Consider the following 26,908-nt stretch of genomic DNA (forward strand, 5'->3'; position numbering starts at 1 on the left):
CTCAGGCTTTTAGCCTGTAGATGAAAGGCGGGTTGGATAGTATCCAGCCCGCCTTTTCTATTATCCGGGGTCTGAGGAAGGCGCCTATAATAGATGGACGCAATATATCAAAGATTCTTGATGAGTCTTCGGAAAGGAAAAGTGTGAAAGCAACTTTTTTGACCGGCCCCAAACAGATTCGCGTGGCCGAAGTACCCGAACCCCAGCTCAACCCCGCAGGTAGCGGCAAGGACGCTATTGTGCGCGTGGTGGCAGCCTGCGTCTGCGGCTCTGATGTATGGCCCTACCGCACCGCCCGCGCGGGTATGCAGCCCCGCCCCACCGGCCACGAATTCGTTGGTGTTGTGGAGGCAGTGGGTCCGAACGTAAAGAACGTCAAGGTGGGCGACTTCGTCATTACCCCCTTCTACGTTTGCTGTGGTGAGTGCATTAACTGCCAGCGCGGCTGGACCAACCAGTGCCTGCACCTGGGCTGGTACGGCGCGGGTGTGCCCGGCGAAGGCTATGCTGAGGGTGGTCAGAGCGCTAAGGTTCGCGTGCCCCTGGCAGACGGTACCCTGGTGGTTGTCCCCGGCGCCGATGAGCACAATGAGGAGCAGGTCAAGGATCTGCTGACCCTCTCCGATGTTATGGCAACCGGCTACCACGCGGCTATTTCTGGCGGTGTGGGTCCGGGTAAGTCCGTGGCTATTGTGGGTGACGGTGCCGTGGGTCTGTGCGCTGTGATCGCCTCCAAGATTCTGGGTGCTGAGCGCATTGTGATGATGAGCCGCCACGAGAAGAACCAGAAGCTTGCGGTTGAATTTGGCGCCACCGATATTGTGCCCCTGCGCGGTCAGGAAGCTGTGGACCACCTCAAGGAAATGTTTGACGGCATTGGCCCGGATTGCGTGCTGGAGTGCGTGGGTACCCGTGAGGCAATGGCTCAGGCTATTCAGTCCGCTCGCGGTGGCGGACAGGTCGGTTTCGTGGGCGTACCTCATGAGGGCGGCTCCTTGGATCTGGGCTTGATGTTCGGCACCAATGTGGGCGTGCGCGGCGGTATGGCAACCGTTCGAGATTACATTGAGCCCCTGCTGGAGCGCGTACAGGCTGGCGAGATTCACCCGGGTAAGGTTTTTGATATGGTCTTTAGCCTGGATGACGCTGCAGAAGCGTATGCTGCAATGGATGAGCGCCGCGCCATTAAGTCGATGATCCGCCCCTAAAGGCGCTTTAAATAGCATTAAATATACCGAGTTTTGAGCTGTTCATAAGGCTTAGAGAGTATTGAATCTTAACTCAAGGCTTAAATAGACACTCTTGCTCACCAAAACCCCCGTGACCGACTATTTATGCAGGTCACGGGGGTTTTCTGCACCCCAACAACCCCCAAAATCTGTTATTTATGCCACAGGTAGCGGGTTTTATAAGGTTCGGGAAGAAGTTTAGATATAGTTATGATGTGTTCTAATTTAACTTGAAGTAGAAGTGCAGTCTTAGAAATACGCTAAAATTTCAGTAGCCGTCTAACCACACGGTTACTTCCGACACTAGACATCACCGAAGAAAGAGTTTCTTTCGTTGACTAATCAACTTCAGCACGAGGAAACCCTCGCGCCCGCAGAGAGCCGTGCCCAGCTGCTGCTGAGCTTCATCCTCTACATCAGCCCGGTTGCGCTCCTGACGACTATCTTCCCGCTGGTCACCCCCGAAATGAGCCGCCAGTCTATCGGCGGTATTTCCCTGACCAGCATTATCCTCGCAGCCTCCATTACCGTTCCCTGGCTCAGCCAGGCGGTCTGCCTGCCGCTGTACCGAGCCATCGAGGCAGAACACAAGGCTATTGCTGACGCCCGCGAGGCAGTGCGTATTGAAGCGGACTTCGCGCACGATCGCCGCAAGTTCCAGCTCGAAAAGGAATTGCGCGCATCCCTGGCTGAAGCCCGCTACCAGGATATTAGCGATATTGCTGCCTTCACCCGCTCCTGGCTGTACATCTTCCTGGTCACCGCACCCCTGACCCTGCTCTTCGCCCTGCCCCTGGCATTCATCCTGGGATGGAATAGCGAAGCGCTCATCACCTTCCTGATCCTGGGTGTGCTCAATGTTGCCTTTGCGCAGCTGCTGATGATCCCCAACCTCTCCAAGAACCGTTGGGTTTGGGCTATCGCCTGGGGTGGCTTTACCGCAGCACTCTACTTCTTCCCCCTGATCTGGTTCCTGCCGCCGGCCGTGGGCTCCATTATCCTGCTCATTGCCCTGGGTAAGGATATTGCGCACCTGTTCCACTTCCGCATTGTGCCCCTGAAGAATATTGCAGGCGATGCCCTGCGCGGCTTCCTCACCGGCTCGGTGCTCTGGGCAGATAAATACGTCTTCTTTATTGCCGCCAACGGCACCATTGACGTGGTCGCTATCTACCTGAGCCTGATCCCCACCGTGATCGCCTACAACTACTTCTTCGTGGCCGAAGCCGAAAGCATTAACTCGGTCATTGCCCGCATGTGGACCCTCTTTGACTCCACCCCGCTGCCGCAGATGAAGCGCGAATCCGCCCAGATTCTGCGCACCTCCAACCGAGCCATGGCACGCACCCTGGGTCTTGCCGTGATCTGCTCGGTCATTACCGGTGTGCTCATGGCAATCTTCCTGCCGCATACCTTCCCCTTGGCATTCTCCGGTCTGATTGTGGCATTCCTCTTCCTGGTTATCACCCTGTTGAACTACCAGATTGAGTACATGACCATGTTCATTACCGTGCAGCTGATCGGCGCGGCGCACCTGGTGGCGGCGATTATTATCTTCGCCCTGAACCCGAGCGAATGGGGCTACATCCCCCTGATGGTTGCCGATGCACTCATCGCCTTTACTGCCTACCGCATTTACCACCGCGCCTGGGCAGCCCCGGAATACTCCCTGTTCTGGAAGCGCGCCCTGGCGTGGTAAACACTGCCCGCTAAGAGCCGGCACTCTTTATCCGGGCTTGCCGGGCTCAGAGATCGAGCACCGCAAGCCACAACATGAAAGACAACACGCAGATGACCACCTATCGCAATAGCTACGCACCGCTTCGCCTGCCGCAGCATGTGCAGCCCAACCACGACCCGGACTACCCGGACGTGGACGTAGCCATCGTCATGGAATCCACCTACCCGTACCTGAAGGGCGGCGTGTCCGCCGTGGTGCACGATATCGTCACCGAAAACCCCGATCTGAGCTACGGCATTATCCACATCGCCTGGGACTCCAACGACCCCCAGGAAGACCTCTACGGCATGCCTAAGAACGTCAAATGGGTCAAAATGGTCTACCTGTCCCTGGCGGATAACCGTGAGGGCTTCGCCCGCGAATGCGACCCTGCCCAGCTGCGCATGAACAGCCGCGGCCGCCGCGAACTGGTCCAGCGCCTCATGGGCGCCATCGCCTCCATGCATGCAGGAGACGTAAACCCCCTCTGGGACCTCTACGATGAGGGCATTAATCCCGCAACCCGCAGCTACTCCCTGCTGGCGCTCATGGGCACCCGCGAATTCATGGAGGCAATGGGCACCTGGGGCTTCTTCTCCCAGGTACCCCTGGGCGAGCTCTTCTGGAAGGTGCGCGACTTCGTCTCCATTCTCTACGCCCTGCTGTATGAGCGCATGCCCTACGCCCGCGTATACCACGCGCACACCACCGGCTACGCCTCCCTGGTCTCGGCGGCTGCAGCCCGTGATAACGGCACCAGCTTCCTGCTGACCGAGCACAACCTCTATGTGCGCGATACCGTCAACACCAAGCTTGAACGCAATATGGCAAAGCCGGTAACCACCGACTACATCTTCTTCGATGAGCCGCGCGATAACCCCGAACTGGGCCCGGTCACCCTGGACGAGCGCGCATGGAGCCACTGGTTCGTGGAAATGGGTCGCTTCTGCTACCCCAGTGCCGATATGGTCACCTACCTTTACCCCAAGGCTCTGGAAGAAGCCCGCGGTATTGGCGCACCCATCGACCAGTACAATGCCGGCGAAGAAGACCGCGCCATCGTGCTGCCCAATGGCATGCTCATTGAGAGCGTGGAGCCGGCATACCGTCAGCGCATTGAATCCCGCGCTCGCCTGCTGCGCGAAGGCAAGGACCACGTGTGGCGTTTCGTGTTCATTGCGCGCGTGGTGCCCATTAAGGGTCTGACCGATATGATCCGCACCCTGGCGATTCTGCGCGATAGTGGCCGCACGAACTTCCACCTGGATGTACTGGGCCCCACCAACCACCTGCCCGAATACTACGAGCTGTGCCTGCGCACCATTGAAGAGCTGAATATGGGGGAGTACATTACCTTCCACGGCACCGTAAACGTGCGCCAGATGCTCGGTGAATACGACCTGCTGGTCATGCCCAGCTACAACGAAGGCCAGCCCATTGTGGCGCTGGAAGCCATGGCAGCCTCGATCCCGCTGGTTTCTACTGATGTGGGCGGCATGTCGCAGCTGATTGGCGACACCCTCTACACCGATAGCGGCGAAGAGATTTACGGCTGCGGTACCCTGACCGTGCCCGGTGACGTCAAGGGCTTTGCCGACGCGCTGGAGCTGCTCATGGACAACCCCGAGGTGTACGAACGCTATTGCGTGAACGCCTACGAGCGCATTGAGAAATTCTTCCAGCTGCGGCTGGTTATGGACAAGTACAACCAGATTTACCGGAAGCTGGGTGGGCTGCCGCAGCGCCTACCCTGGGCTTCCGCGGAGGACGTATAAGCAGTGCCGACCAACGACACCCCTTGGGCGCTTGCGGGAACCCCCGCAGGCGCCCAGCGCCTTAACGCAGCCTGGATACGCTACGGTGGCGACCCCATCACCCGTGCCCAGCTGGACTTCGCTATCAAACACTACTCAGTTGCCATTATCCAGCCCTGGGAAAAAGAAGCAGCGCACTACCTCAAAACGCACGCACCGAATATGACGGTGCTCGCCTATAAGTGCCTCTCCTCCTCCCGCAACTACGAGCCAGGCCCGATTTACAGTTCCGGAGTCTCCTACGCCCAGGCGCAGGAACTACTCAAAAGCCGCAATATTGACCTCTTCGCGCGCCGTAAAGACGGCTCCCTGATTGAATGGAACGGCTACGGTGGGCATTTCCAGATGAAGGTCTGGAACCCCGACTACCGCTGGTTCTGGACCCAAAACGTGGTCAATGAAATGCGCAATTCGCCCTTTGACGGAGTCATGGCGGATAACGACGTGGAAAACGACTACTACAATCTGCACCTGCCCATTAGCGAAGCCAACGATATGGTCACCATCCGCGCGGGCCTAGAGGATCTGGTGGGCTACGCCGGAAGCGAGCTGAATAAAATCGGTAAGCTTCTGGTGCCCAATATTGCTGAGGCGCGCCTGCGCGAAGGCAAATGGAAGCGCCACAGTGCCTACGGTGGCGGCTTTGAAGAGGTATGGATGGGCTGGGACCGCGACTCCTTCCTGAGCCGCTCCCACACCCTGCTGCAGGGTGAAAGCATTTACGCCGGCGCCAAGGAAAAAATCACCCTCTACAAAAACGGTGTCAAGCATGAGGTTGCCCCGGTAACCGTGCTGCGCACACCTCAGAAACACGAGGGTGGCACGCGCGTACCCAGCACCACTAGCAGCATTTCCGACCCGAATCTGGATTATGCGCTCGCCGCCTATTGGGTCTTCGGTGCGGGTCGTTTTACCGGTGTGATTACCACCGGTCACGATAGCTACAACGGCACCCCCTTTAGCCCCGAGCTGTCCATGGATTTGGGCGCGCCTCTTTCTTCTTCGGATGCGCCCACCAGCCATGAGGGCGTGTACCTGCGTGAGTTTGTTCGTGGTTTTGCGGCGCTCAACGCTGGAGAGTCGCCTGTGGGCATTATTGTGCCGCGCGGGCTGGTGACCTGGGACGGCAAGACCGCCCCGGAGCAGGTGTACCTGCAACCGCATCAGGGCGTGGTCTATACCAAAGCATAAGCCTTGAGCTTTTAGCACCTAAAAATACCTGTGGGGCTCTCTCAATCTAGATTGAGAGAGCCCCACAGGTGTATTACTCACTAAAAGCTAGTGCTTAGCGTGCCGGGTAGGAGGGAGTGGAATCGCCCGCCATGCGCTCCAGAACGCGCACAACCTGGCAGGAGTAACCGAACTCATTGTCGTACCAGACGTAGAGCACAGCGCCGTCTTCGTTTACCACGGTTGCCAGGGAGTCAACCACGCCGGCATTGCGGGAACCCACAAAGTCGGTGGAGACAGCCTCGTGAGAATCGGAGTAACCAATCTGGCGGCGCAGCTGCCCATTGAGGGAGACCTGGCGGAAGAGCTCGTTCAGTTCTTCCTTGGAAGTTCCCGGGTTCTTGAACTTCAGGTTCAGCACGGCGATGGAAACATCCGGGGTGGGCACGCGGATTGCGCTACCGGTCAGCTTGCCCTCCAGCTGGGGCAGAGCCTTGGAGACAGCCTTTGCCGCACCGGTTTCGGTAATAACCATGTTCAGCACAGCGGAGCGGCCGCGACGGTCACCCTTGTGGAAGTTATCGATCAGGTTCTGATCATTGGTGAAGGCGTGCACGGTCTCAACGTGACCGTGTGCCACGCCGTACTGGTCGTCCAGAACCTTCAGCACCGGGGTAATAGCGTTGGTGGTGCAGGATGCTGCCGAGAGAATCTTATCCTCATCGGTAATGATCGAGTCGTTCACACCGAAGACAATATTCTTCATATCGCCCTTACCGGGTGCGGTCAGCAGCACGCGGGAAATACCGGGGCGCTCCAGGTGCTGGCTCAGACCCTCAACATCGCGCCAGCGGCCGGTGTTATCCACCAGCAGGGCGTCGTTAATGCCATATTCGGTGTAGTCCACGGTCTTCGGGTCGGAGGAGTAGATGAAACGAACCGGCACACCGTTAGCAATAATGGTGTCGTTTGCCTCGTCTACCTCAATGGTGCCGCGGAAGGGGCCGTGTACCGAGTCGCGCTCCAGCAGGGATGCGCGCTTGTGCAGATCGGTCTCGGAGTTCTTACGCACGACCACAGCGCGCAGGCGCAGGCTGCCGCCCAGGGAAGAGGAACGCTCGAGCAGAATACGAGCCAGCAGACGGCCAATACGACCGAAACCGTAGAGGACAACGTCCTGGGTGGGAGCCTGCTCGCCGGACTTGTTCAGGGAGTCGGCAAGCTGCTCGCGCAGCCAAGCGCCCAGCTCGGGGGAGCCGGCATCGCGGTGAGCGTGGTGCAGTGCTGCCACATCAATGGAGCAGGGGCCCAGGTTCAGCTCGGTCAGGGCGCGAATCAGTTCGTGGGAGTGTGCCGGGTTCAGGGGAGCGCCGTCAATCTGGGAGGCTGCATCGTGCAGCTTCAGCAGCTGAATAACGGACTTGTTGACCAGGCTGCGGCCGTGGATGCTCAGCACCACACCGTTATCACGGTTGAGGGTACCGATCAGGGGAATCATCTGCTCTGCCTGAGCCTGACGTGCGATCCACTGTTCGTGGCTGTTTTCAGTAGTCACTCTTGACCTTCTTCCTTGATAAGGACTTCCTCGTCAACGCGGTTTCCTGGGTTCAGGAGTGAGAAGAGACCGCGTCTAAAGCACCCGGGTGGGTGCCTTCTTATGTTTAGTCTAGCGTGTTGAGCACCACTGAACGCCTGTTTTTCGGGTTGGAAAAGACGGTAATTTTTCCGCCTTCCAGCAATCCCACACGAACCCACGCAAACCCAATCAAACCCTCCGAAAAACCGCCGAAAAACCCACACAAACACAGATTTTCACCCCGAGCGCCCGCTCATAAAAAATGTGCTTTTGCCAACGTTCGCCCCGTGACCTGCGCACAGTCCGGCGAGTAGAATAGGGAGTATGTTGACTGTAATCGGTGAAGCACTGGTAGATATCGTTCGTAAGCCCGGACAAGAAGCACACGCCTACCCCGGCGGTTCCCCCATGAACGTGGCGGTAGGCGCCGCACGCCTGGGCCACGAAACCTCCTTTATTGGCCACTTTGGCAATGATGAGTACGGCAAGAGCATTCAGGAGCATCTGGATGCCTCCGCGGTGGCTCAGCCCATTGCCCCCAGTGCTGAGCAGACCTCCACCGCCCAGGCATATATTGGTGCCGACGGTGCCGCCGAGTACGAATTCGACATTGAATGGTCCCTGGACGATATTGCCGAGCAGATGCAGCAGGTTATTGACTCCTCCACCGCCCTGCACACCGGTTCCATTGCCACCATGCTTGAGCCCGGCGCCCACGTGCTCATTGACGCCCTGCGCCGAGCTCGCGAAAAGGCGCTCATTAGCTACGACCCCAATTGCCGCCCGACCATTATTAGCGATCGCAATATTGCCGCCGAATGGGTTGAGAAGTTCATTGCCGTTTCCGCTCTGGTCAAGGCAAGCGATGAGGACGTTGAATGGCTCTACCCCCAGCGTTCCCTGGCTGATACCGCGCACGCCTGGCTGCGCGAGGGTGCCGAGTTGGTGGTTATTACCCGCGGTGCGGACGGCCCCATTGCTTTTAGTGAGCGTTTCCCCGAGGGTATTGAACGAGGCGCCTTTAAGGTGGAGGTTGCCGATACCGTGGGTGCAGGTGACTCCCTCATGGCTGCTCTGATTGCCGCTCTGCTTGACCGCGATATTTGCGGTGCCGATGCGCGTACCAAGCTGGCAGCCCTGGGCCGCGAGGATATTGAGCAGCTGCTGCGCTTCTCGGCGACCGCTGCCGGTATTACGGTTTCTCGCCCCGGTGCGAACCCGCCGAACCGCGATGAGCTCAACGCTGCTCTGGCTCTCTAGCCCGAAATCTGAGTTATATAGAGAGGTGTGTATATAGAAAAATATCTATATACACACCTCTTCTCAAAACCCATCCCTGACACATCACCGAGCTGTACTACCCGAAAGGAAGCCCCGTGTCCTACGCCCACACCTCGCACGCACCCCTGCCCCGCGACCCCTATGCGGGTCTGCCCGAACTGCCCACTTTTGAGCTCACCAGCACCGATATTGTTCAAGGCGGTACCGCACCCGCCTCCATGCTCTCGGCGCTCTTTGGCGTGCCTGGCGGTGAAGACCGCTCCCCGCAGCTTGCCTGGTCGGGCTTCCCCGAAGAGACCAAGTCCTTTGTTATCACCTGCTACGACCCTGACGCCCCCACGCCCAGCGGCTTCTGGCACTGGTGCATGAGCAATATTCCCGCGCATGTGACCGAACTGGCGGCAGACGCCAACTCGGCAGAGCTTCCCGAGGGCACCCTGGTACACCGCAATGATGCCTCCGCACCCGGTTTTGTCGGCTGCGCACCCCCGGCAGGTCACGGCCCGCACCGCTATATCTTCACCGTCACCGCGGTAGATGTCCCAGCTCTGGAACTGACCGACGAGGCAACTCCCGCCGTGGTTTCTTTCAATCTCTTTGGCCACGGCATTGCCCGCGCCCAGCTGACCGTCACCTACGAAGAACCCGCAGCATAAATGACCATTAAACTCATTGCCACCGATCTGGACGGCACGGTGATCGGCAGGGATTTTAAATTCCGACCCCGCACCCTAGCAGCCCTGCAAGCTGCCGAACACGCCGGAATGACCGTACTCTTTGTGACCGGCCGCCCCGCCCGCTGGCTCGATCCGCTCAGGGAACAGACCACCTTCGACTCCTACGCCATTTGCTCCAATGGTGCCGTGCTCTACCACCTGGGCACCGACGAGGTTGAAGAGGTCAACGGCACTAGCGCGGCGGTTATTGAGCGTGTGAATACCATTCTGCAGGCTGCCTACCCGCAGGCAACCTACACCCTGGAAACCCTGGATACCGTCTATATTCAGGGCTCCTATGAGGGTGGGGAAGTGCTCGAGGGTGCCCGCGTGGTTGAGTCCACGATTGAGCGCGCCCTGGCAGAGATTGGGGATGCACCCATTATTAAATTCCTCATCCGCGTGGAGGGTGCAGAGCCTACGCAGCTGCAGAGCGAGATTGAGCGCCTAGTGGGCGAATATGTCTTCGTCACGCGCGGTGTGGTGGGTGAACCCCTGGTAGAAATGGGCGACCCGCAGGTCAATAAGGGTGTGGTGCTGGCGCGCTTTGCCGCCCGACACGGCATTGACTCCAGCCAGGTTATGGCATTTGGCGATATGCCCAATGACACCCAGATGCTGCATTGGGCGGGTACCGGTTTTGCTATGGCCAGTGGCAACCCGGAACTTATCCGCTCCGTGGGACGCACCTGTCCGGCATTTGAACAGGACGGTGTGGCTCAGACTATTGAAGCCCTGCTGGACGGTACCCTGAAGCTATAGGAACGCCGCTAAATCTGCGGCATCAATTGCGGAAGGTGAAAGAATGAGCGCACGCATTACCGTTCTGGCAGGAGACGGCATCGGCCCGGAAATTATGGATGCGGGCCTGCGCGTACTGGCAGCCGCGGCTGAAAAAACCGGCTTCGAGTACAGCCTGGACGCCCAGCCCTTCGGTGGCGCCGCCATTGACGCCGCCGGACACCCCCTGCCCGAGCAGACCCTGGAATCCGCGCGCGCGGCCGACGCTATTCTGCTCGCCGCCATTGGTTCGCCCCGCTACGATAATGCCCCCGTGCGCCCCGAACAGGGTCTGCTGGCATTGCGCTCCCAGCTGGGTCTTTACGCTAATATTCGCCCCGTGCGTATCTTTGATTCCCTCTCTCACCTCTCGCCGCTAAAGCCCGAGCGTATTGAGGGTGTCTCCTTTACCGTGGTGCGCGAGCTGACCGGCGGTATTTACTTCGGCGAGCACACCCTCAAGGACGACTCCGCCCGCGATGTCAACGACTACACTCGCGCTGAAATTGAGCGCATTATGCACGTGGCATTCCGTCTGGCTGCCGCCCGCAAGGCTGCCGGTGGTGCGGGTATAGTGACCAGCATTGATAAGCAGAATGTGCTGGCAACCTCCAAGCTCTGGCGAATTGTTGCCGAGGACGTTGCCCAGCACTACCCCGATGTAACCCTCGAGCACCAGCTGGTGGACTCCGCCGCCATGCTCATGATTACCAACCCGGCACGCTTTGATGTGATTGTCACCGAGAACCTCTTTGGCGATATTCTTTCCGATGAGGCCAGCGTGCTCGCAGGAACCCTGGGTGTTATGCCCTCGGCAAGCCATGGCGAAGGACCGAGCCTCTACGAGCCCATTCACGGCTCCGCCCCCGATATTGCAGGGCAGGGCATTGCCAACCCCATTAGCATGATCCTTTCGGTGGCTATGATGCTGCGCGAATCCTTCGATCGTGAAGACGCCGCTTCCCTGATTGAAGGCGCTGTGCAGGCTGCCCTGGAATCGGGCGTGCGCACCCGTGATCTGGGTGGGGATGCAAGCACCGAGCAGATGACCGCAGCCATCCTGGCGGCTCTCTAAGCTCTCACGGAGCCACGCGCGGCACAGCCGGCAACAAGTTCATAATATGAGATAGGGCGTCCGCATCCTGAAAAGGAGAGCGGGCGCCTTATACCCTGAAAAAGCATCATCAAGCACACTCGCGCCACAGGCGCACCACAACGGAAGGAGGGGACAATGAGCGGCAAATCCATCCTCGATAAACTCTGGGAACGCCACGTTATCACCGGCACAGAAGGCGAACCGCAGCTGATCTACATCGACCAGCACTATATCCATGAAGTCACCAGCCCCCAAGCATTTCAGGGACTGCGCGAAGCCGGACGCACCGTGCGCCGCCCCGATCTGACCTACGGCACCACCGACCACAATGTGCCCACCGTGGATATCACCACCATCCGCGATATGATCTCCAAAACCCAGCTGGACACCCTCACCCGCAATGTGCAGGACTTCGGCATTGACACCGCCCTGCACGGCAGCTCCAACCAGGGCATTGTGCACATGGTCGGTCCCGAATCCGGCCGCACTCAGCCGGGCAAAACCATTGTCTGCGGAGATAGCCACACCGCAACCCACGGAGCCTTCGGTGCTATTGCCTTCGGTATTGGCACCAGCGAAGTGGAGCATGTCTTCGCCACCCAGACCCTCTGGCAGGTCAAGCCCAAGAAAATGCTTGTGCGCTTTATGGGCACGCCCGCACCCGGTATCTACGCCAAAGACTATATTCTGGCGCTCATCGCCCGCTACGGCGTGGCGGCAGGTACCGGCTACGCCGTGGAATATGTGGGCGAGGCGGTGGATGCGCTCAGCATGGAAGAGCGCATGACCATCTGCAATATGAGCATTGAATTCGGCGCCAAAATGGGCCTCATGAACCCGGACGAAAAGACCTACGAGTATGTGCGCGGCCGCGCCCACGCACCCAAGGACTTCGAGGCAGCCGTCGCCGATTGGCGCACCCTCGTCTCTGATGAGGACGCCCACTACGACCGCGTGATCGAAATTGACGTATCCACTTTAGCCCCCATGGCAACCTGGGGCACCAACCCCGAAATGGGTGTGGAATACGGTCAGGAATTCCCCGCCGCACGCGATATGAACGACGAACGCGCCTATAGCTATATGGACCTGCACCCCGGTCAGAAACTCGAAGATATCGACCTGGGCTATGTCTTTATCGGTTCCTGCACCAATGCGCGCCTGAGCGATCTGGTGCTCGCCGCCCGTTACGTGCAGGGCAAAAAGGTTAGCGATAAGCTCACCGCCATTGTCGTGCCCGGTTCCCGACCGGTCAAGCGCGCCGCAGAAGCCCTCGGCCTGGACAAAATCTTCAAAGAAGCCGGCTTTGGTTGGCGCGACCCCGGCTGCTCCATGTGCCTGGGCATGAACCCCGATAAGGTACCCGCCGGAGTGCACTGCGCCTCCACCAGCAACCGCAACTTTGAGGACCGTCAGGGCTTTGGCTCCCGCACGCACCTGTGCAGCCCCGCCATGGCAGCCGCAGCCGCTATTGCCGGCCGATTCGTGGACGTGCGCGAATTGGCAGCCGACCTGCCGGAACTGCCCGGTGTGGATGCTGCCCGCGCGGTAGATGAGACTCGAAAGGCGGTCGCCTAATGGAAAAATTCACGGTCTTTACAGCAACCACCGTGCCGCTGCTCAATGACAATATCGACACCGACCAGCTACTACCCAAGCAGTTCTTGAAACTGATCGATAAAAAGGGCTTCGGCAAGTACCTCATGTACGCCTGGCGCTACACGGATGATAAATACACCGAGAACCCCGAATTCATTTTCAACCGCCCCGAATACCGCGGTGCGCGCATTCTGATTACGGGCGATAATTTCGGGTCCGGCTCCTCCCGCGAGCACGCCGCCTGGGCTCTGGAGGACTACGGTTTCCGCGTGGTCATTGCCGGGTCCTTTGGCGATATTCACTACAATAACGAGCTAAAAAACGGCATGCTGCCCATTGTGCAGCCCCTTGAGGTGCGTCAGGCGCTTGCCTCCCTCTCACCCGAGGATGAGGTGACCGTTGATCTGCCCGCGCAGAAGATTATAAGCCCGGTGGGCACCTTCGATTTTGAGATTGATGCCGAGTGGAAAAATAAACTTGTTCACGGACTGGACGATATCGGTATTACCTTGCAGTACGAAGACCTTATCGCCGAATATGAGAGAAACCGCCCATCCTATTGGGTGCAGGAGAAGGAGAAATAACCATGGCAGAGCACATTCAGTGGGACGGTCAGCTTTCCGAGGCTGGTCTGGAGATCCTGCGCGGCGACGGTGGCTGCATTGTTTGCCCCACCAAGGTCGGCTACATCATTATGACCAGCGATAAGGCGGGTCTGGAGCGTAAGTTCGAGGCGAAGGAACGTAAGCGTTCCAAGCCCGGCGTGGTGCTGTGCGGCAGCATGGAAGAGCTGCGCGAGCTGGCTCAGCTGACCCCCGAGATTGACGCTTTCTACCAGAAGCACTGGGATGACGACGTGCTGCTGGGTTGCATTCTGCCCTGGAAGCCCGAGGCATACGAGAAGCTCAAGGCATACGGCGATGGCCGCGAAGAGCTCATGACCGACGCACGCGGCACCAGCTGCTTCGTGATTAAGTTCGGCGTTGCCGGTGAGCAGCTGGCAGCTCAGCTCTGGAGCGAAGGCAAGATGGTTTACGCTTCCTCCGCTAACCCCTCCGGTAAGGGTAACCGCGGCTCCTTCAAGGGTATTGGTGAGCGTATTGAGTCCCATGTTGACCTGGTCATTGAAGCTGATGACTACGTGGCGTCTATCCAGCCCGATAAGACCGTTGAGACCCGCTACGAGCAGGGCGTCATGGTCTCCATGGTGGATGCTGAGGGTAAGCTGATTCCTGTCCAGAACGGTGAGCGTTCTATCTCCCCGGCACCCGTGGTGATTCGTAAGGGCTTGGATATCGACAAGATCATGATGAACCTTTCCGAGTACTTCACCTCCTGGGATTACCGTCAGGGCGAGTACTACTAAGCCGATACGCGCTTAACTATTGACAAGGGTGGCTGGGATACACATGTATCCCAGCCACCCTTTTTATTTATCTCCTTGCTCAAGTGCTATAGCAAGAGCCATAACTGCGCCACCCCACACTGAACCACCTACAAGAGTTGCCAACACCGACAGGTGCGCAACTTCCTGCAGGAACCAATAGCCGAAGCAGACACTGGAAAATATAAAAATGTACTTCAAACCCTTGAAAAGCCATCCCATACCACATATCATACCTTATATGAAACCAAGGTATATATCACTAATTATAGTAGGTAGCTTGTTGACTCCGGTTGCCCCGGTGCATGCTGCTGAAGTCACTCCCATTTCTCACTCTGCGTATGCCTATAACTCAACTTCTCAGGAGGACACCACAGCACTTTCCGCTGAAGAGACTGCGATTATTCGAGCTTTCGAAGAAGCTGGGGAATCTGTGAATAATCTCGATGAATTCAATATCCGCTTTACCAACAGTCTTGCTCGGTCTGGATATCATGAATCTCTCGCACTCCCTGGTTCTAGTCCCTCGTATAAGATTTCAAGGTATACACATCCTCAAGCTATCCCTGCAATTCTTATAGCTGCATGATTCGGGATGTGTGTAGCAAGTGCATATAGCGTCCTTTCGGCGATACCTCGCCACGCACCCTACTTTGATAAGGCTATGGGTGTTGGAGCTGCTATCGCTGGCTGTATTGGTGGCTATGGAGCAGGAAATGTGGTTGGTCGCTGGATTCTTAACAATCCACGTTTTGCAGCTGGTGTTTTCAATGCAATTGGCCTTGGGCATCTAGCGGGGGACTCCCGTAGGTAATAAAACAGTATAAAAGGGTGGCTGGGATACATGTGTATCCCAGCCACCCTTTTTATGTAGGTTTGCTCTATGGGTAAATCTTTCGATAGATGCCCACGATGTATATCGAAAGAATTCTATCTATAAAATCGGAATACCATAAGAATTCTTTCTATATAGGTACTCTATAGATACCTAAGAGCCCACTCAAAACGAGGTGCCATAACACTCACACTAGCGCTATCCACCCCAAAGCCACGCGCCATATCTGGCACCCGAGGCAAAAGAGCGGCAGTCCGTTGTAGCCACTGCTCCGCTTGGGCAGTATCTACATCGAAAAGCTCTAGCACATCAGAGGACCATAGGAGTGAGGGTTCATAGCTATGATCTCCAAAGAGGGAAAGCTGATGCTCATTACCATCCGGAGTCGGGTTCATGTCAAAGCACGGGGCAAGAACCCAGGCATGCGAGGGGCGCAGAAAGCCGTGATTGCGCAAGTGGTCATCTGTATTGCCGGTTAGCGCTCCTAGCGCCGCGCGCATCCACAGCTGGGTGGTATCCATGCCCTCCTCGCGGGCAAACTCCACTACATCAACCCAATCACCGCCCTCGCCATCACGAGCTTCTAGCGCGGTCATTGCCGACATATACGGAATACGAGCCTGAGACTGCGAACGATCAAAACGCTGAGCCGTATAAATATGACGATCCTGCCCATGCGCATCCTGAATAGAACGCAAAGCAGTCACCGGTGTCTCAATATCCAGCTCAGAGGCAACACGACTGAGCGTATACTCCCAACCCATGACATCCCATTCATCACCCACAGGCTTAGGGAACTTTGCCAGCCACAACTTCCCCGAAACTAAAACATTAGCCTTTGGCCGCGCGCCACCCAGGGAACCCGTTGCACGAAATAAACGACGTGCCGCAATATCCTCCACAGTGCGGGCATCCCGCTCAACCGCCTGAGCTGTATTGAGCAACTCCGGCAACTCAAGCTCCACCGGAACACCGCCACCATCCGAGGTAAGCGCAGAGCCATCCTCCCAGAAGCGCAATGCACCCTGGCGACCTGCATCATTCACACCCAGAAGATAATCAAACTCGCTCAAGGAGGTTCTGCCCGCCGCACGCTGCAGAAGTTTACGACCCCAACGATCCGGCGCCGAATCACTCAAACCGCCCAAACCATCCAGTGGCTGCGCACCCAATATCAGTGGCAGGGAGGGAGCTAGAGCAAAAGCGGCGGGGTTCTGAAGATAGGAGGGGTTATAGTGAAAAATTCCGCGTGAGAAATTCACAAAGAGATCTCCTACAGGCACATCTTCATGATTCAGAGTGCAGGTTATGGAAATACGGCGAGCCACTAAAACACGACCTTCTTTGGGCGGACAGATTTGGGTAGTTGCTCGGCAGCGCGCAAACGCCCCACATCCGTCTGGTAGGGGTCGGTCGCATCCACCACGGCATCCAGCATATGCAAAACACGCAAAACACGGAACAGAACATCCGTGCGCACAGACTCGCCCTGCTCAATGCGGCGCAGGGTCACCGTCGTAATACCCGAACGATCAGCCACCATCTGCGCGGTTAAACCCATGAGCTTTCGCTGATTACGCAATTGCTCACCAATAGTGCGGCTGGCCCGGCGAACCTTTGTCGGAATATAAACCATCAGAGCCCCCAAAACATAAGAATTCTTACCCTTATCCTCCCATATAGAAAGAAAAATTTCTATATATAACGGAAGGAGAGTACAGAAAAGGGGCGGGCTTCCGAAGAAACCCACCCCTTGAGAGCCTAAAAATTAGTGGCCCAGAGCGTCATGATCCTTATCGGTAAAGGGCTTGAGCGGATCCCCCGCAGCCTTCGTCTTAGAGGCAATAAAGCTCATCAGATGGAAGACAATCAGAGTAGCCGCGGTACCCAGAGCAATACCGGCAAAGCTCAGCTCGCCAAAAGTCCAGGTGAAGTCAGCAATACCAACAATTAGCGCCACAGCGGCGGTGGTCAGGTTCACCTGGTTGGAGAAATCCACACGGTTCTCAGACCAGATGCGCACACCCAGCATGCCAATCATGCCGTACAGCACGGTTGCCGCACCGCCCAGCACGCCCGCCGGAACGGTAGCAATAGCCGCACCGAAACCGGGGAAGAGAGACAGGCCAATAGCGAAGAATGCAGCCACCCAGTACGCCGCGGTGGAGTACACCTTGGTTGCTGCCATCACGCCAATATTCTCGGCGTAGGTGGTGGTACCCGAACCGCCACCGGAACCCGCCACCACGGTAGCCAGACCGTCAGCCATGAGGGCGCGACCGGAGTACGCATCCAGATCCTTACCGGTCATGAGAGCCACGGACTTCACGTGACCAATATTCTCAGCCACCAGCACCAGAATCACGGGAATGAACAGGCCCGCAAGCTCCCAGTGGAACTCGGGGGTCTGGAATACGGGCAGGTTAATAAAGCCGCGCTCAGCTACGGTCTTATCAATGGTGGAGAAGTCCACTTCGCCGCGAATCACCGCGGTGATATAACCAATGATTACGCCCAGCAGAATGGACAGGCGACCAATAATGCCCTTGAACAGTACAGAAATCAGAATAATGGAGCCCAGGGTAACCAATGCGGTAATGGGAGCAACCATGAAATTAGTCTTGGCGCTCGGTGCCAGGTTGAAACCAATCAGCGCCACAATGGCACCGGTAACCACCGGGGGCATGAGCTTGGTCAGCCAGCCGGTACCGGCGAACTGAACAATCAGACCCACGAGGAAGAGCGCGGCACCTGCCATAACGATACCGCCCAGGGCGCCCGCCTGACCGTTGGAGGCGGTAGCTGCTGCCAGGGGCGCAATAAAAGCGAAGGAAGAGCCCAAGTAGGAGGGCACGCGACCGCGAGTAATCAGCAGGAAGAGGATGGTGCCCAGACCCGAGAAGAAGAGAGTGGTTGCCGGCGGGAAGCCGGTCAGCAGGGGTACCAGGAAGGTTGCGCCGAACATGGCGACCACGTGCTGAGCGCCAATACCGATGGTAATGGGCCAGGCAAGACGCTCATCGGGGGCAACCACGGAGCCGGGCTGAATGCTCTTGCCGTCACCGTGCAGCTTCCAGCCGAAGGCGGGGGACTTATCAGACATGAGTGTGTCCTTTGTGTGAAGTGTGTTGAATTCTTCCCAAGTGTACGCCATGAGTGAGCTGCTGCGCTCCGATAGTGCGCCAAATATGGCGAAAAGCAATCTTTTCGGGGTGTTTGAGGGCCCCGGCAGTGAGTATAAATATAGCCATATAGCTATAACACTAGCTATATGGCTATATATTGACTTTATGATGCGCTCACGGGAGCGCGCACCCGCTGGGATGCAGCTCTTATCCTGCACGGGAACGCAGCAGACGCTGAGCCGCAGCATCCAGAGCAATACCGAGTAAACCAATGACCACAATGGACACCAGCATCTCATCATAGGCAAGGCGGTCGCGGGCATTGAGAATCTCATAACCTAGCCCCGAAGAAACACCCAACATTTCGGCGGGCACAATAATCACCCAGCCAATACCCAAAGCCAGACGAAGACCGGCAAGAATCGAAGGAGCCAGCGCCGGCAGCAGTACCCGGCGCAGAGCCTCCCAACGACTAGCACCCAAAGTCTGCGCCAGCTGAGCGTAAAGAGGATCCATAGAATGCACCCCGCTGATGACGCTGAGCACCAGCGGCCACACGGCGGCAAGAGCCACCAGGAAAATCACGGGAGCCGAACCCACCCCAAAGAGCACCACCGCAATGGGCGCCCAGGACAGGGGAGAAACCATTCTTAAGAATTGCACGCTTGGAGCCGCCGCAGCCTGAGCCTTCGAGGAAAAACCCAGCCACAGCCCCAGGGGAATACCGATGAGAGCGGCAATACCCACACCGGCAAGTAGACGCCACAGGCTCAGGGTAATGTCCTCCAGCAGCACTCCGCGTTCAAGCATGGAGATAAAGGCGCCCGGCAGACGATCGGGTACAAAGGAGGAAAGCATGGGATGCCCGGAAGCGGCGGCGCTAAAAATCCACCAGAGCGCCAGGGTGCAGGCGGTACCGCCAATACCCAGCAGCACTCGGGTACGCGCTGGCAGGGGAGCACGTTTAGCCAAAGGACACCTCCTCATTTCGTTCAAAACCGGACATATTAAAAGCCTGCAGGCCGTAGGCACTCAGGGCAGCACGCACCGGGCCATCATGCACCAAATCACTGTGTACAGATTCAGTATTTAGGGTTGAGAGAAAACCTGTGGGCGCATCCACCAGAGTGCGTGAGAATTGCTGAACCAGCTCCCGCGTATAGGACTCATAGGGAAAAGGCGCGAAATCCAGACGATTACCGCCCCAATTAGCATGAGCGCAATGCTCCCCGGCGCTACCGGCCTCATGCTCCGCCAGGGCATAGGCAATGGAGCGCGCATCCTGAGGAAGATAAGAATCGCTCAGAACCTTGGCGCTAGACTCTCGCTCGGTGCGCGTAAAAGCGCTGGCAGACACGAGCGCCGCAGCAATATCCTCCGCCAAGGGACCGGAGCGGGCAATATCCCCGTGAACCACCGTGGCACAACAGGCATGATCGCGCCACATATCGCCCAGATACTGCTCAATACGGCCGGTAGAGCGCAGATGAGCGGCAGCATTAAACGGGTCAGCCACCGCAAAACCCGCAATGGTTTTCGCCGCCAACGCCGGAATCATATCGGCAGGAGACATAACAATCAGACCCACCTCGGAGCGAGAAGCATCCGGCAGGGCGCGAATGACCGGGCGTAGATTCGCTGCGCGTAGCCGCTGCTGCACAATAATATTGTGAATTGAAAACCAAGAAGGCACCGCCAGAGTACGCCCGGCAAGCTGCTCCATAGAACTCAGGGAAGGGTCAAGGGTCAGCGCCGAACCATTGGTGTGATTCCAGCCCAGCACCTTGGCATCCACCCGCAGCTGATAGCGCAGGTACAGGCTCATGGGCATGAGCAGGTGAATAATATCCACCCGGCGGGCAATAAAAGCCTCCACCAGAGAAGACCAGGAGCGAAAGAGTACCGGGGCAGCCGTGTGCACACCCTGAGCTTTAAAATCCCCGCGCTCATGGGCAATGAGCACAGGAGCGGCATCCACAATGGGCACATAGCCAATTTTCAGCGGGTTCTGCTCGGTGCCCACCGCCTGCGCTGCGCTGCTTGAGGCACCCAGAGACAACCCGGCAGCATGCGCGGCAAAAGCACCCGCTGTTAGCGCGCCGGTGGCAATACCGGCACCCAGCAGGTCACGGCGTGAAAACTCCATTAGCCAACTCCGACACTAACTTTCTGGACGCGCTCCTCAAGACTCTCAGCGGTCTCGGGCACGCGGGGATTTGCCGAAGCAAAGGCGCTACGGCTGCGATAGTATTCAAAAATTTCCTCTTCGCTCAGCGAGGGGTCATCGGTGCGCCAGATACGGCTAAAACCGGTACCGGCCTCAAAGAAACCAATACGGTCGCCCAGTACCAGAGCCTCAGAAATATCGTGAGAAATGGTCAAAGCAGAAACACCCAGATCCACAATGACTTCGCGCAGCCAATGCTGCACATCTTGACGGGTCGCCGGGTCCAACGCCGAGAGGGGCTCATCCAGGAGTAGGACCGAGGGTTTGACCGCCAGGGCGCGCGCAATGGACACACGCTGAGCCTGACCGCCCGAAAGCTCCGAGGGCAGGGAAGAGGCAAGATGAGCAATACCCAGACGTTCCAGCAGCTCATCCACATAGGAGCGTGCCGACACCCCGCGATTACGGCGGAATTTCAGTCCCAGAGTGATATTCTCGCGAACGCTCAGCCAGGGCAGTAGAGCAGCCTGCTGAAATACCATTGCCAGGCGACCGCCGTGAATATCTACGCGACCGGCATCCAAGCTCTCCAGGCCGGCAATAGCGCGCAGCAGGGTTGATTTGCCGCTACCGGTGGCGCCCAGAATAACAAAAGATTCACCGCGCCCAACGTTCAGATCGACTCCATTGAGTACCGGGGTGGTAGCGCCAGGATAGGTTTTGGTAGCCCCGAGAACATTAAGAGCATCAGCGTTGGACACGGTGAATTCCTTTCAATCAGTGATTATTCGCCACTGCTTAGGCGCAGCAGCTCATAGCGCAGGTGACCTTCCGTGGGCGACTGTACCGGCAGGAAGAGAGCCTCACGCACACGACGTGCGGTAGCGGAGGACTGGTCGTAGCCGCGACCGCCCACCACCTGCAACTCGTAGTGAGTCGCAGCGGTCGCAAAGTGCGAAACGTTCAGACGCAGAGCCAGCAGGTCAATAACCTCAGCTTGTGCCGGTGCGCTCGCCAGGCGAGTCAGTTCAGCACGCAGGCGCTCGTACTCCTCAACCAGGGCGTCGTACTCTGCACGGAAGACACCGAAAGCGTCCTCAGCGTGAGGTGCCGCCTGAACCAGGGACGAGGCACCCAGACCCAGGCAGAAGGAGGACTGAACCAGCAGGAAGGGAGCGGTAACCGCACCCAAGAAGCCAGCAAAATCACGGGTGAGAATATCAGCCTCGGGTACGAATACATCCTGGAACTTCAGGGTGCCCGACTGGGTGCTATTGAGAGCCAGCAGGTTGGTCTGGTAGCGAACGTCCAGGCCCTCAACATTGCGATTAATGCTCACAATGTAGCGGTTCGACTCACCCTCGGGGGCATTGTCCACAGCCACGGGCAGCACAATCACGCCGTTAGGGTACAGGTTCGACGCCCAAGCAATTGCACCGTTCAGGCGCAGACCGCCCTGGACAATCTCGGCATGTACCGTGATAGGAGCCAGACCAGAATTCTCCTTATAAGCGGCGGCCATTGCGGTGGTACCCGAAACGGTACCCTCGGCAAGGCCGGCGGGCAGCTCGCGACCTACAGCATCAAAGAATGCAATGGTGGAACGGTGAGCCCACAGGGAGAAAGCGGTGGAGGCGCACTCGGTTGCCAGATCAAAGGCAACGGCTACCTGCGGCAGCAGGGAGGACGAGTTATGCTCGCCCTTGCGGCCCAGGGTCAGCAGACCCTCCTTGCCCAGCTCGCGCAGGGTTTCAAAGGGGGAACGCTCATTGGCGTCTACTGCCGGGGCTGCCTCGCGAGCCAGCTGCAGCACGCGCTCGCGCTGCGGGTACTCGATGAGGGGCTCAAGAATCAGAACCGGTGCTTCACGTTCGATAGTCATTGGTCTTGTTCCTATGCGTGCAGCTTGAAGAGACGGTCAATGGGGGTGCTGACTGCCTGGCGGGCGCGCACAACGGCGTCCTCATCCGGTGCATCGTAGAAGCACAGGCACTTAGCGGTGTCCTCGCGGACGTAGGTGCGCAGGAAGGAAACCTCGGGCACCTCGGCGTACTTGGGGGAGTTCGCCTTCTTGCGGGTCAGGTACTGTTCCATGGTGATTTCGGCGGGGATATCCCACTCCACCAGGTAGTCAGCGTCCTTCTTGAGCTTCTTAATATCTTCCAGCTCGGCACCGACCAGACGTACTTCGTCCGGGCCGGCAATAGACGCACGCTCACCAATCGCGTCGGTGATCGACTGAGCGAATTCGGTATTCTCAGCTTCGATAATCACGAAGATAATCTTGTGGTCGGAAGCCACCTGGGTCTCAATCAGCTCACCACCGGACAGGGAGGTGTTGACGGTGCTGATGAGCGCCTCTGCTTCTTCCTTGGACGCAGATGCGGGGGTGAGTTCTACCAGGTACAGTGCCATTATTATTCCTCCTCGGCTAAGGGTTGAATGGGCGTCGGTTGGCGCCGCTGAGATAACCCTACGCCGTAGATTCAGGAAAACCTAGAAGATGTACTAATAAGAACTAGCGCTACGTTTTATGACGTGTTTGCCCTGTTCAGAGGCCTTTGTATGACTTTTTATGACACGAATTAAAGGTACATATGACGCTCTGTGAAGGATACAAAAAGCCGCGGGCAGGGGATAAACCCCAGCCCGCGGCTTCGTTATCTAGGCTGTGAAAGACTACTTCACACCGTTCATCAGCTTGCGCAAGGGAGTGCCGAATACAAAAGCCGGGACGTCCCGTAAAGAACATCCCGGCTTTAAGCTAGGCGCGGTGATTAGCGCACACCGGCCATGAGCTTCTGCAGCGGCTTGTGGCATGCTGCCAGCAGCACACCGGTACCAATGGCCAGCACACCCATCGCCACGAAGTAGGGCACTTCGTTTTCATGGGAGTAGAACTGTGCAAACCATCCCGAAAGCACGGTGCCCATTGCCACCGAGGTGAAGTAGAGCGCCAGCATACTCACGCGGTACTGCTTGGGTGCAATCTTCGTGGCAAAAGACGTACCGATCGGCGAGAACACCAGCTCAGCAATGGTAATCACAAACAGGATCAGCACAATCCAGTACAGTGCCACGCTGGCCACACCCTGCTGGGTGATGAACAGCAAGAAGCCGGCACCCAGCAGCACCAGACCCAGGGAGAACTTGGTGGTGGAGGAGGGCTGACGTTCACCCATCTTCGTCCAGATGGCGGTAAAGACCACGCCGAAAATCATAATGAACACCGGGTTGATGGAGTTGACCCATTCGGTGGGCATTTCCCAGGAGCCAACATGGCGGTTCAAACGCTCGTCGGCGTAGAGTTCAATCACGGTGAACTGCTGCTGGTACAGGCCAAAGAACACGGCGTTTGCAATCCACAGGGGAATGAAAGCGTAGACGCGGCTGCGTTCTTCACCGGTGACTTTCTTAGAGGAAAGCATCTGCACGAAGAGCGCCACAGCGGCCAGGGCGATAATGCCCATCACCCAGTTCTTGAGGTTTGCGGGGGTGACAATGCCGAAGGTGACCGCCAGGGCAATGACCGCAATAATAGCAACCAGGCTTGCGTAGAAGCCGTTGCGCTGTGCGGGGGTGAAGGGGTTAGCCACTTCGTGCACGCTGGCGGGCAGGTTCTTGCGGGTCAGGGCGTACTGGATCAGACCCAGCGCCATGCCGATTGCTGCGGCGCCGAAGGCCATGTGGAAGCCCTGCTCCACACGCAGCCAGCCGGTGAGCAGCGGGCCGAAGAACGCACCGGTGTTCACACCAATGTAGAAGATGGTGAAGCCTGCGTCGCGCAGCGGGTCGCCGTCCTTGTAGAGGGAGGCAACCAGCGCGGAGGCGTTGGTTTTGAGCACACCGGAGCCCACAGCCACGAGGATCAGGCCGATGGCTACACCGGCTACGCCGGGTACCAGAGCCAGTGCTGCGTGGCCGACCATAATGGTGATGGCCGAGTAGAAGAGGGCACGTTCGGGGCCGATGAGGCGGTCGCCGAGCACACTGCCCAGGATTGCCATGAGGTAGACGGTGCCGCCGTAGGCACCGATAATGCCGGCTGCGGTGGCTTTTTCAATGCCCAGGCCACCTTTGTCGATGCTGCTGTACAGGTAGAGCAGCATAACAACCTGCATGCCGTAGAAGGAGAAGCGCTCCCACATTTCTACGGAGAACAGGTTGGCGAGCATGCTGGGGTGACCGAAGAAGGTGCGCTGCTTGGGCGCACTGATCGGTGCAGTTGCCATGGTTCTCTTCTTTCTGAGAGGAAAATGTGTAGTATTCCCAATAAGTCTAGCCTTAGTGTGATGTTGCTGGCTAGCGCTATGCGTGGCGGGGTTCATATGGTGGATGTCTAATGTCATAGAACGTCATCTTTGGCGTTGTTCCCCGTTAGACGACACACTTTTAGTGTTCTTGCGCGGATATGTAGGGCGGGCTGAGCGCATAATGCGCGTATTCTAGTGCGCGGTTGCTGCCGCTCGGGATAAACTGATAGGGATAGAATTCTAAGCTCATAGGAGAGAAAAATGGCTGATGTGCCCCAGGTAAACCCGGTTGATGTTCCCGCCGATGCGTACATTATTGATGTGCGCGAACCTTATGAATGGGAGGGTGGCCATGCTGCAACCGCTCACCACATTCGCCTGGGTGAGCTGGTAGAGCGTATTGCTGAGGTTCCCAAGGATAAGGAAGTGTACTTTATTTGCCATGGTGGCGGTCGTTCTCAGCGCGCGGCAACCTACCTGGCGGAGTCCGGGTACACCACCCGTAATATTGCTGGTGGTACCAGTGCATGGTTTGCTGCCGAACTGCCCATGGTGAGCGAAAACGGTCAGGATCCGGCTGTTATCCACTAGGTTCTAGTTGTGGCGTATTCGCTGAGTACAACCGTGTAGAGGGGCTCTGTGCTGTGAGGGCACAGAGCCCCTCTATTTACTGATCTTCACATGATTCATATGAAGAATTTCGTATGAGAATCCAATACATTCAGCTCATATGGTTTACAGCCTGCCGATAGAATAGAGTCGATGCATACTGTACCCCTTGTAGTGCGCGCCCTGACGCCCGGCATTGACCCTGCCGCAGCCTTCAGACTGATCGCCACCGACGACTACGCCTTCTGGTTGGACTCGGCGCGCGCCGCCTCTCCCATGTCGCGAATCTCCTATATCGGCACCGTACCCGATAGCGCGCAGGTTATCCGCTGCGAGGATGCACGCACCGCCAATCCCTGGGAGGCACTGGAGAGTGCCCTTGTAAGCACTCCGCGCCCCGAGTCGGATGCGCAGCTGCCCGAAGGACTGCTGGGCGGCTATGTTGGCTTCTGGGGGTACGAGGCGCGCGCCAGCCTGCAGCCCGGCACTCCGGGCTACACTCCCGAGCACACTGCCGATACTCCCGATGCCCTATGGATGCCCGCCGTGCGCTATATGGTGCACGAGCACGCCACGGGAGCCAGCTGGCTGGTGGGCGATCAGGAGTGGATTGAAAGCATAGCGCCGCACCTTAATGCTCTGGTGAACAGCCATGCTCAGGCACAGTCTAATACTCAGCCGGCACAGCTACCCGAAGGCTTTCCCCTAATATTTACCGCCCCGGACCGCGAAGAGTATCTGGCTGCTATTGAGCACTCCCAGCGGGAAATCTTTGAGGGCAATAGCTACGAAGTGTGCCTGACCGCACGCACGGCAGCCAGCGCCTCGGCAGCACCCAGCAGGGAACAGCTTATTGATATGTATTCACTGCTGCGTGAGCACAATCCGGCACCCTATGCCGCGCTGCTACTCACCCCGGATATGGCGGTTCTTTCCAGCTCCCCCGAGCGCTTTTTGACCCTGGATTCTTCCGGCGTGATTGAGTCCAAACCCATTAAGGGCACCGTACCGCGCGGTGCCACCGAAGAAGAGGACGCTCAAGCGGCAGCATGGCTACAGGAGGATATTAAGACCCGCGCCGAGAACCTGATGATTGTGGACTTATTGCGCAATGATCTCTCCACGGTGTGTGAGCCGGGCAGTGTGCGCGTGCCGGTGCTCATGGGGGTTGAATCCTATCAGACGGTACACCAGCTGGTCTCCACTATCCGGGGTCATCTGCGCCCGGATATTTCCGCGGTACGGGCAACCGCCGCCTGTTTCCCGGGCGGCTCGATGACCGGTGCGCCCAAGCCTGAAACTATGCGCATTATCCAGCGTCTGGAGCAGCGCGCTCGCGGTGTGTATTCGGGGGCTTTGGGGTTTTATTCTGCTAATGGTTCATCGAATCTGTCCATTGTGATTCGTACCCTTGTGGTGAGTGGGCGTGAGTTTTCGATTTCTGCCGGTGGCGCTATTGTGGCTGATTCTTCCCCGCAGGCTGAGTATGAGGAAATGCTGACGAAACTTCGGGCTGCTCTACCTGCGAGCTTGGGTGTTCTGAAGTAGACTTAA

The 26,908-nt window shown here is 57.6% G+C and carries 23 protein-coding genes; 13 read left to right on the top strand and 10 right to left on the bottom strand.

Translation table 11 applies throughout. The annotated features are described in order from the left end of the window. Nucleotides 1-143: 143 nt before the first annotated feature. From Q4P78_RS00415 to Q4P78_RS00430, 4 genes are all read left to right on the top strand, one after another. Nucleotides 144-1,208 carry an alcohol dehydrogenase catalytic domain-containing protein gene (locus Q4P78_RS00415; protein WP_303338334.1) on the top strand — a complete coding sequence of 355 codons (1,065 nt, stop codon included), beginning with the start codon at nucleotides 144-146 and terminating at the stop codon, nucleotides 1,206-1,208. Nucleotides 1,209-1,563: 355 nt separating this feature from the next. Then, nucleotides 1,564-2,928, top strand: coding sequence for a hypothetical protein (locus tag Q4P78_RS00420; RefSeq protein ID WP_303338335.1), 1,365 nt, complete (start codon nucleotides 1,564-1,566; stop codon nucleotides 2,926-2,928). A gap of 92 nt (nucleotides 2,929-3,020) precedes the next feature. Continuing rightward, entirely contained in the window at nucleotides 3,021-4,724 is a 1,704-nt protein-coding gene (gene pelF, locus Q4P78_RS00425; RefSeq protein ID WP_303338336.1) for a GT4 family glycosyltransferase PelF, read from the top strand. 3 nt (nucleotides 4,725-4,727) lie between these two features. After that, on the top strand, nucleotides 4,728-5,954 hold the full coding sequence (locus tag Q4P78_RS00430; protein WP_303338337.1) for a putative glycoside hydrolase: 1,227 nt from the start codon (nucleotides 4,728-4,730) through the stop codon (nucleotides 5,952-5,954). 94 nt (nucleotides 5,955-6,048) lie between these two features. Here the strand turns inward: Q4P78_RS00430 and Q4P78_RS00435 are convergent, their stop codons facing one another. Beyond that, entirely contained in the window at nucleotides 6,049-7,488 is a 1,440-nt protein-coding gene (locus Q4P78_RS00435) for a glyceraldehyde-3-phosphate dehydrogenase (RefSeq protein ID WP_303338338.1), read from the bottom strand. Nucleotides 7,489-7,833: 345 nt separating this feature from the next. On the opposite strand from Q4P78_RS00435, the gene Q4P78_RS00440 reads away from it, so the two are divergent. The 7 genes from Q4P78_RS00440 (at nucleotide 7,834) to Q4P78_RS00470 (ending at nucleotide 14,347) form a co-directional block, all read left to right on the top strand. Further along, nucleotides 7,834-8,769, top strand: coding sequence for a carbohydrate kinase (locus Q4P78_RS00440; RefSeq protein WP_303338339.1), 936 nt, complete (start codon nucleotides 7,834-7,836; stop codon nucleotides 8,767-8,769). A 116-nt stretch (nucleotides 8,770-8,885) separates the two neighbouring features. Continuing rightward, nucleotides 8,886-9,446 carry a YbhB/YbcL family Raf kinase inhibitor-like protein gene (locus Q4P78_RS00445; RefSeq protein ID WP_303338340.1) on the top strand — a complete coding sequence of 187 codons (561 nt, stop codon included), beginning with the start codon at nucleotides 8,886-8,888 and terminating at the stop codon, nucleotides 9,444-9,446. Continuing rightward, a complete protein-coding gene (locus Q4P78_RS00450) occupies nucleotides 9,447-10,268 on the top strand; it encodes an HAD-IIB family hydrolase (RefSeq protein ID WP_303338341.1) in 822 nt (273 codons plus the stop codon). A gap of 43 nt (nucleotides 10,269-10,311) precedes the next feature. Then, entirely contained in the window at nucleotides 10,312-11,361 is a 1,050-nt protein-coding gene (gene leuB / locus Q4P78_RS00455) for a 3-isopropylmalate dehydrogenase (protein WP_303338342.1), read from the top strand. A 156-nt stretch (nucleotides 11,362-11,517) separates the two neighbouring features. Beyond that, the gene (gene leuC / locus Q4P78_RS00460; protein ID WP_303338343.1) at nucleotides 11,518-12,960 is read left to right on the top strand and encodes a 3-isopropylmalate dehydratase large subunit; all 1,443 of its coding nucleotides are present in this window, start codon (nucleotides 11,518-11,520) and stop codon (nucleotides 12,958-12,960) included. Then, the gene (leuD, locus tag Q4P78_RS00465) at nucleotides 12,960-13,565 is read left to right on the top strand and encodes a 3-isopropylmalate dehydratase small subunit (RefSeq protein WP_303338344.1); all 606 of its coding nucleotides are present in this window, start codon (nucleotides 12,960-12,962) and stop codon (nucleotides 13,563-13,565) included. Before leuC ends, leuD begins: the two co-directional genes overlap by 1 nt. A 2-nt stretch (nucleotides 13,566-13,567) precedes the next feature. Next, on the top strand, nucleotides 13,568-14,347 hold the full coding sequence (locus Q4P78_RS00470; protein WP_303338345.1) for an L-threonylcarbamoyladenylate synthase: 780 nt from the start codon (nucleotides 13,568-13,570) through the stop codon (nucleotides 14,345-14,347). 996 nt (nucleotides 14,348-15,343) lie between these two features. Here Q4P78_RS00470 and Q4P78_RS00475 read toward each other — a convergent pair. The 9 genes from Q4P78_RS00475 to Q4P78_RS00515 all read right to left on the bottom strand — a co-directional run bounded on the left by Q4P78_RS00475 (nucleotide 15,344) and on the right by Q4P78_RS00515 (nucleotide 24,724). After that, nucleotides 15,344-16,528, bottom strand: coding sequence for a type II toxin-antitoxin system HipA family toxin (locus Q4P78_RS00475; protein WP_368660883.1), 1,185 nt, complete (start codon nucleotides 16,526-16,528; stop codon nucleotides 15,344-15,346). Next, a complete protein-coding gene (locus Q4P78_RS00480) occupies nucleotides 16,528-16,836 on the bottom strand; it encodes a helix-turn-helix domain-containing protein (protein ID WP_303338346.1) in 309 nt (102 codons plus the stop codon). The genes Q4P78_RS00475 and Q4P78_RS00480 overlap by 1 nt, the downstream gene beginning before the upstream one ends. A 132-nt stretch (nucleotides 16,837-16,968) precedes the next feature. Continuing rightward, nucleotides 16,969-18,303 carry a uracil-xanthine permease family protein gene (locus Q4P78_RS00485; RefSeq protein WP_303338347.1) on the bottom strand — a complete coding sequence of 445 codons (1,335 nt, stop codon included), beginning with the start codon at nucleotides 18,301-18,303 and terminating at the stop codon, nucleotides 16,969-16,971. Nucleotides 18,304-18,532: 229 nt separating this feature from the next. After that, nucleotides 18,533-19,297, bottom strand: a complete 765-nt coding sequence (locus tag Q4P78_RS00490) for an ABC transporter permease (protein WP_303338348.1) — start codon at nucleotides 19,295-19,297, stop codon at nucleotides 18,533-18,535. After that, nucleotides 19,290-20,471 carry an ABC transporter substrate-binding protein gene (locus Q4P78_RS00495; protein WP_303338349.1) on the bottom strand — a complete coding sequence of 394 codons (1,182 nt, stop codon included), beginning with the start codon at nucleotides 20,469-20,471 and terminating at the stop codon, nucleotides 19,290-19,292. Before Q4P78_RS00495 ends, Q4P78_RS00490 begins: the two co-directional genes overlap by 8 nt. Continuing rightward, nucleotides 20,471-21,253, bottom strand: coding sequence for an ABC transporter ATP-binding protein (locus Q4P78_RS00500; protein WP_303338350.1), 783 nt, complete (start codon nucleotides 21,251-21,253; stop codon nucleotides 20,471-20,473). The genes Q4P78_RS00495 and Q4P78_RS00500 overlap by 1 nt, the downstream gene beginning before the upstream one ends. A gap of 23 nt (nucleotides 21,254-21,276) precedes the next feature. Continuing rightward, nucleotides 21,277-22,374 (bottom strand): acyl-CoA dehydrogenase family protein, encoded by a 1,098-nt coding sequence (locus Q4P78_RS00505; RefSeq protein ID WP_303338351.1) that lies wholly within the window; start codon nucleotides 22,372-22,374, stop codon nucleotides 21,277-21,279. 11 nt (nucleotides 22,375-22,385) lie between these two features. Next, nucleotides 22,386-22,907, bottom strand: coding sequence for a DUF4242 domain-containing protein (locus tag Q4P78_RS00510; RefSeq protein ID WP_303338352.1), 522 nt, complete (start codon nucleotides 22,905-22,907; stop codon nucleotides 22,386-22,388). A gap of 362 nt (nucleotides 22,908-23,269) precedes the next feature. Next, a complete protein-coding gene (locus tag Q4P78_RS00515; RefSeq protein ID WP_303338353.1) occupies nucleotides 23,270-24,724 on the bottom strand; it encodes a peptide MFS transporter in 1,455 nt (484 codons plus the stop codon). A gap of 282 nt (nucleotides 24,725-25,006) precedes the next feature. Here Q4P78_RS00515 and Q4P78_RS00520 point away from each other — a divergent pair, with 282 nt between their 5' ends. Beyond that, on the top strand, nucleotides 25,007-25,336 hold the full coding sequence (locus tag Q4P78_RS00520; RefSeq protein WP_303338354.1) for a rhodanese-like domain-containing protein: 330 nt from the start codon (nucleotides 25,007-25,009) through the stop codon (nucleotides 25,334-25,336). Between the two features lie 171 nt (nucleotides 25,337-25,507). Beyond that, nucleotides 25,508-26,902, top strand: a complete 1,395-nt coding sequence (pabB, locus tag Q4P78_RS00525) for an aminodeoxychorismate synthase component I (protein WP_303338355.1) — start codon at nucleotides 25,508-25,510, stop codon at nucleotides 26,900-26,902. Nucleotides 26,903-26,908: the final 6 nt, after the last annotated feature.

Origin of the sequence: Rothia sp. (in: high G+C Gram-positive bacteria) (assembly GCF_030540545.1) — a bacterium.
Lineage (GTDB): Bacteria > Actinomycetota > Actinomycetes > Actinomycetales > Micrococcaceae > Rothia.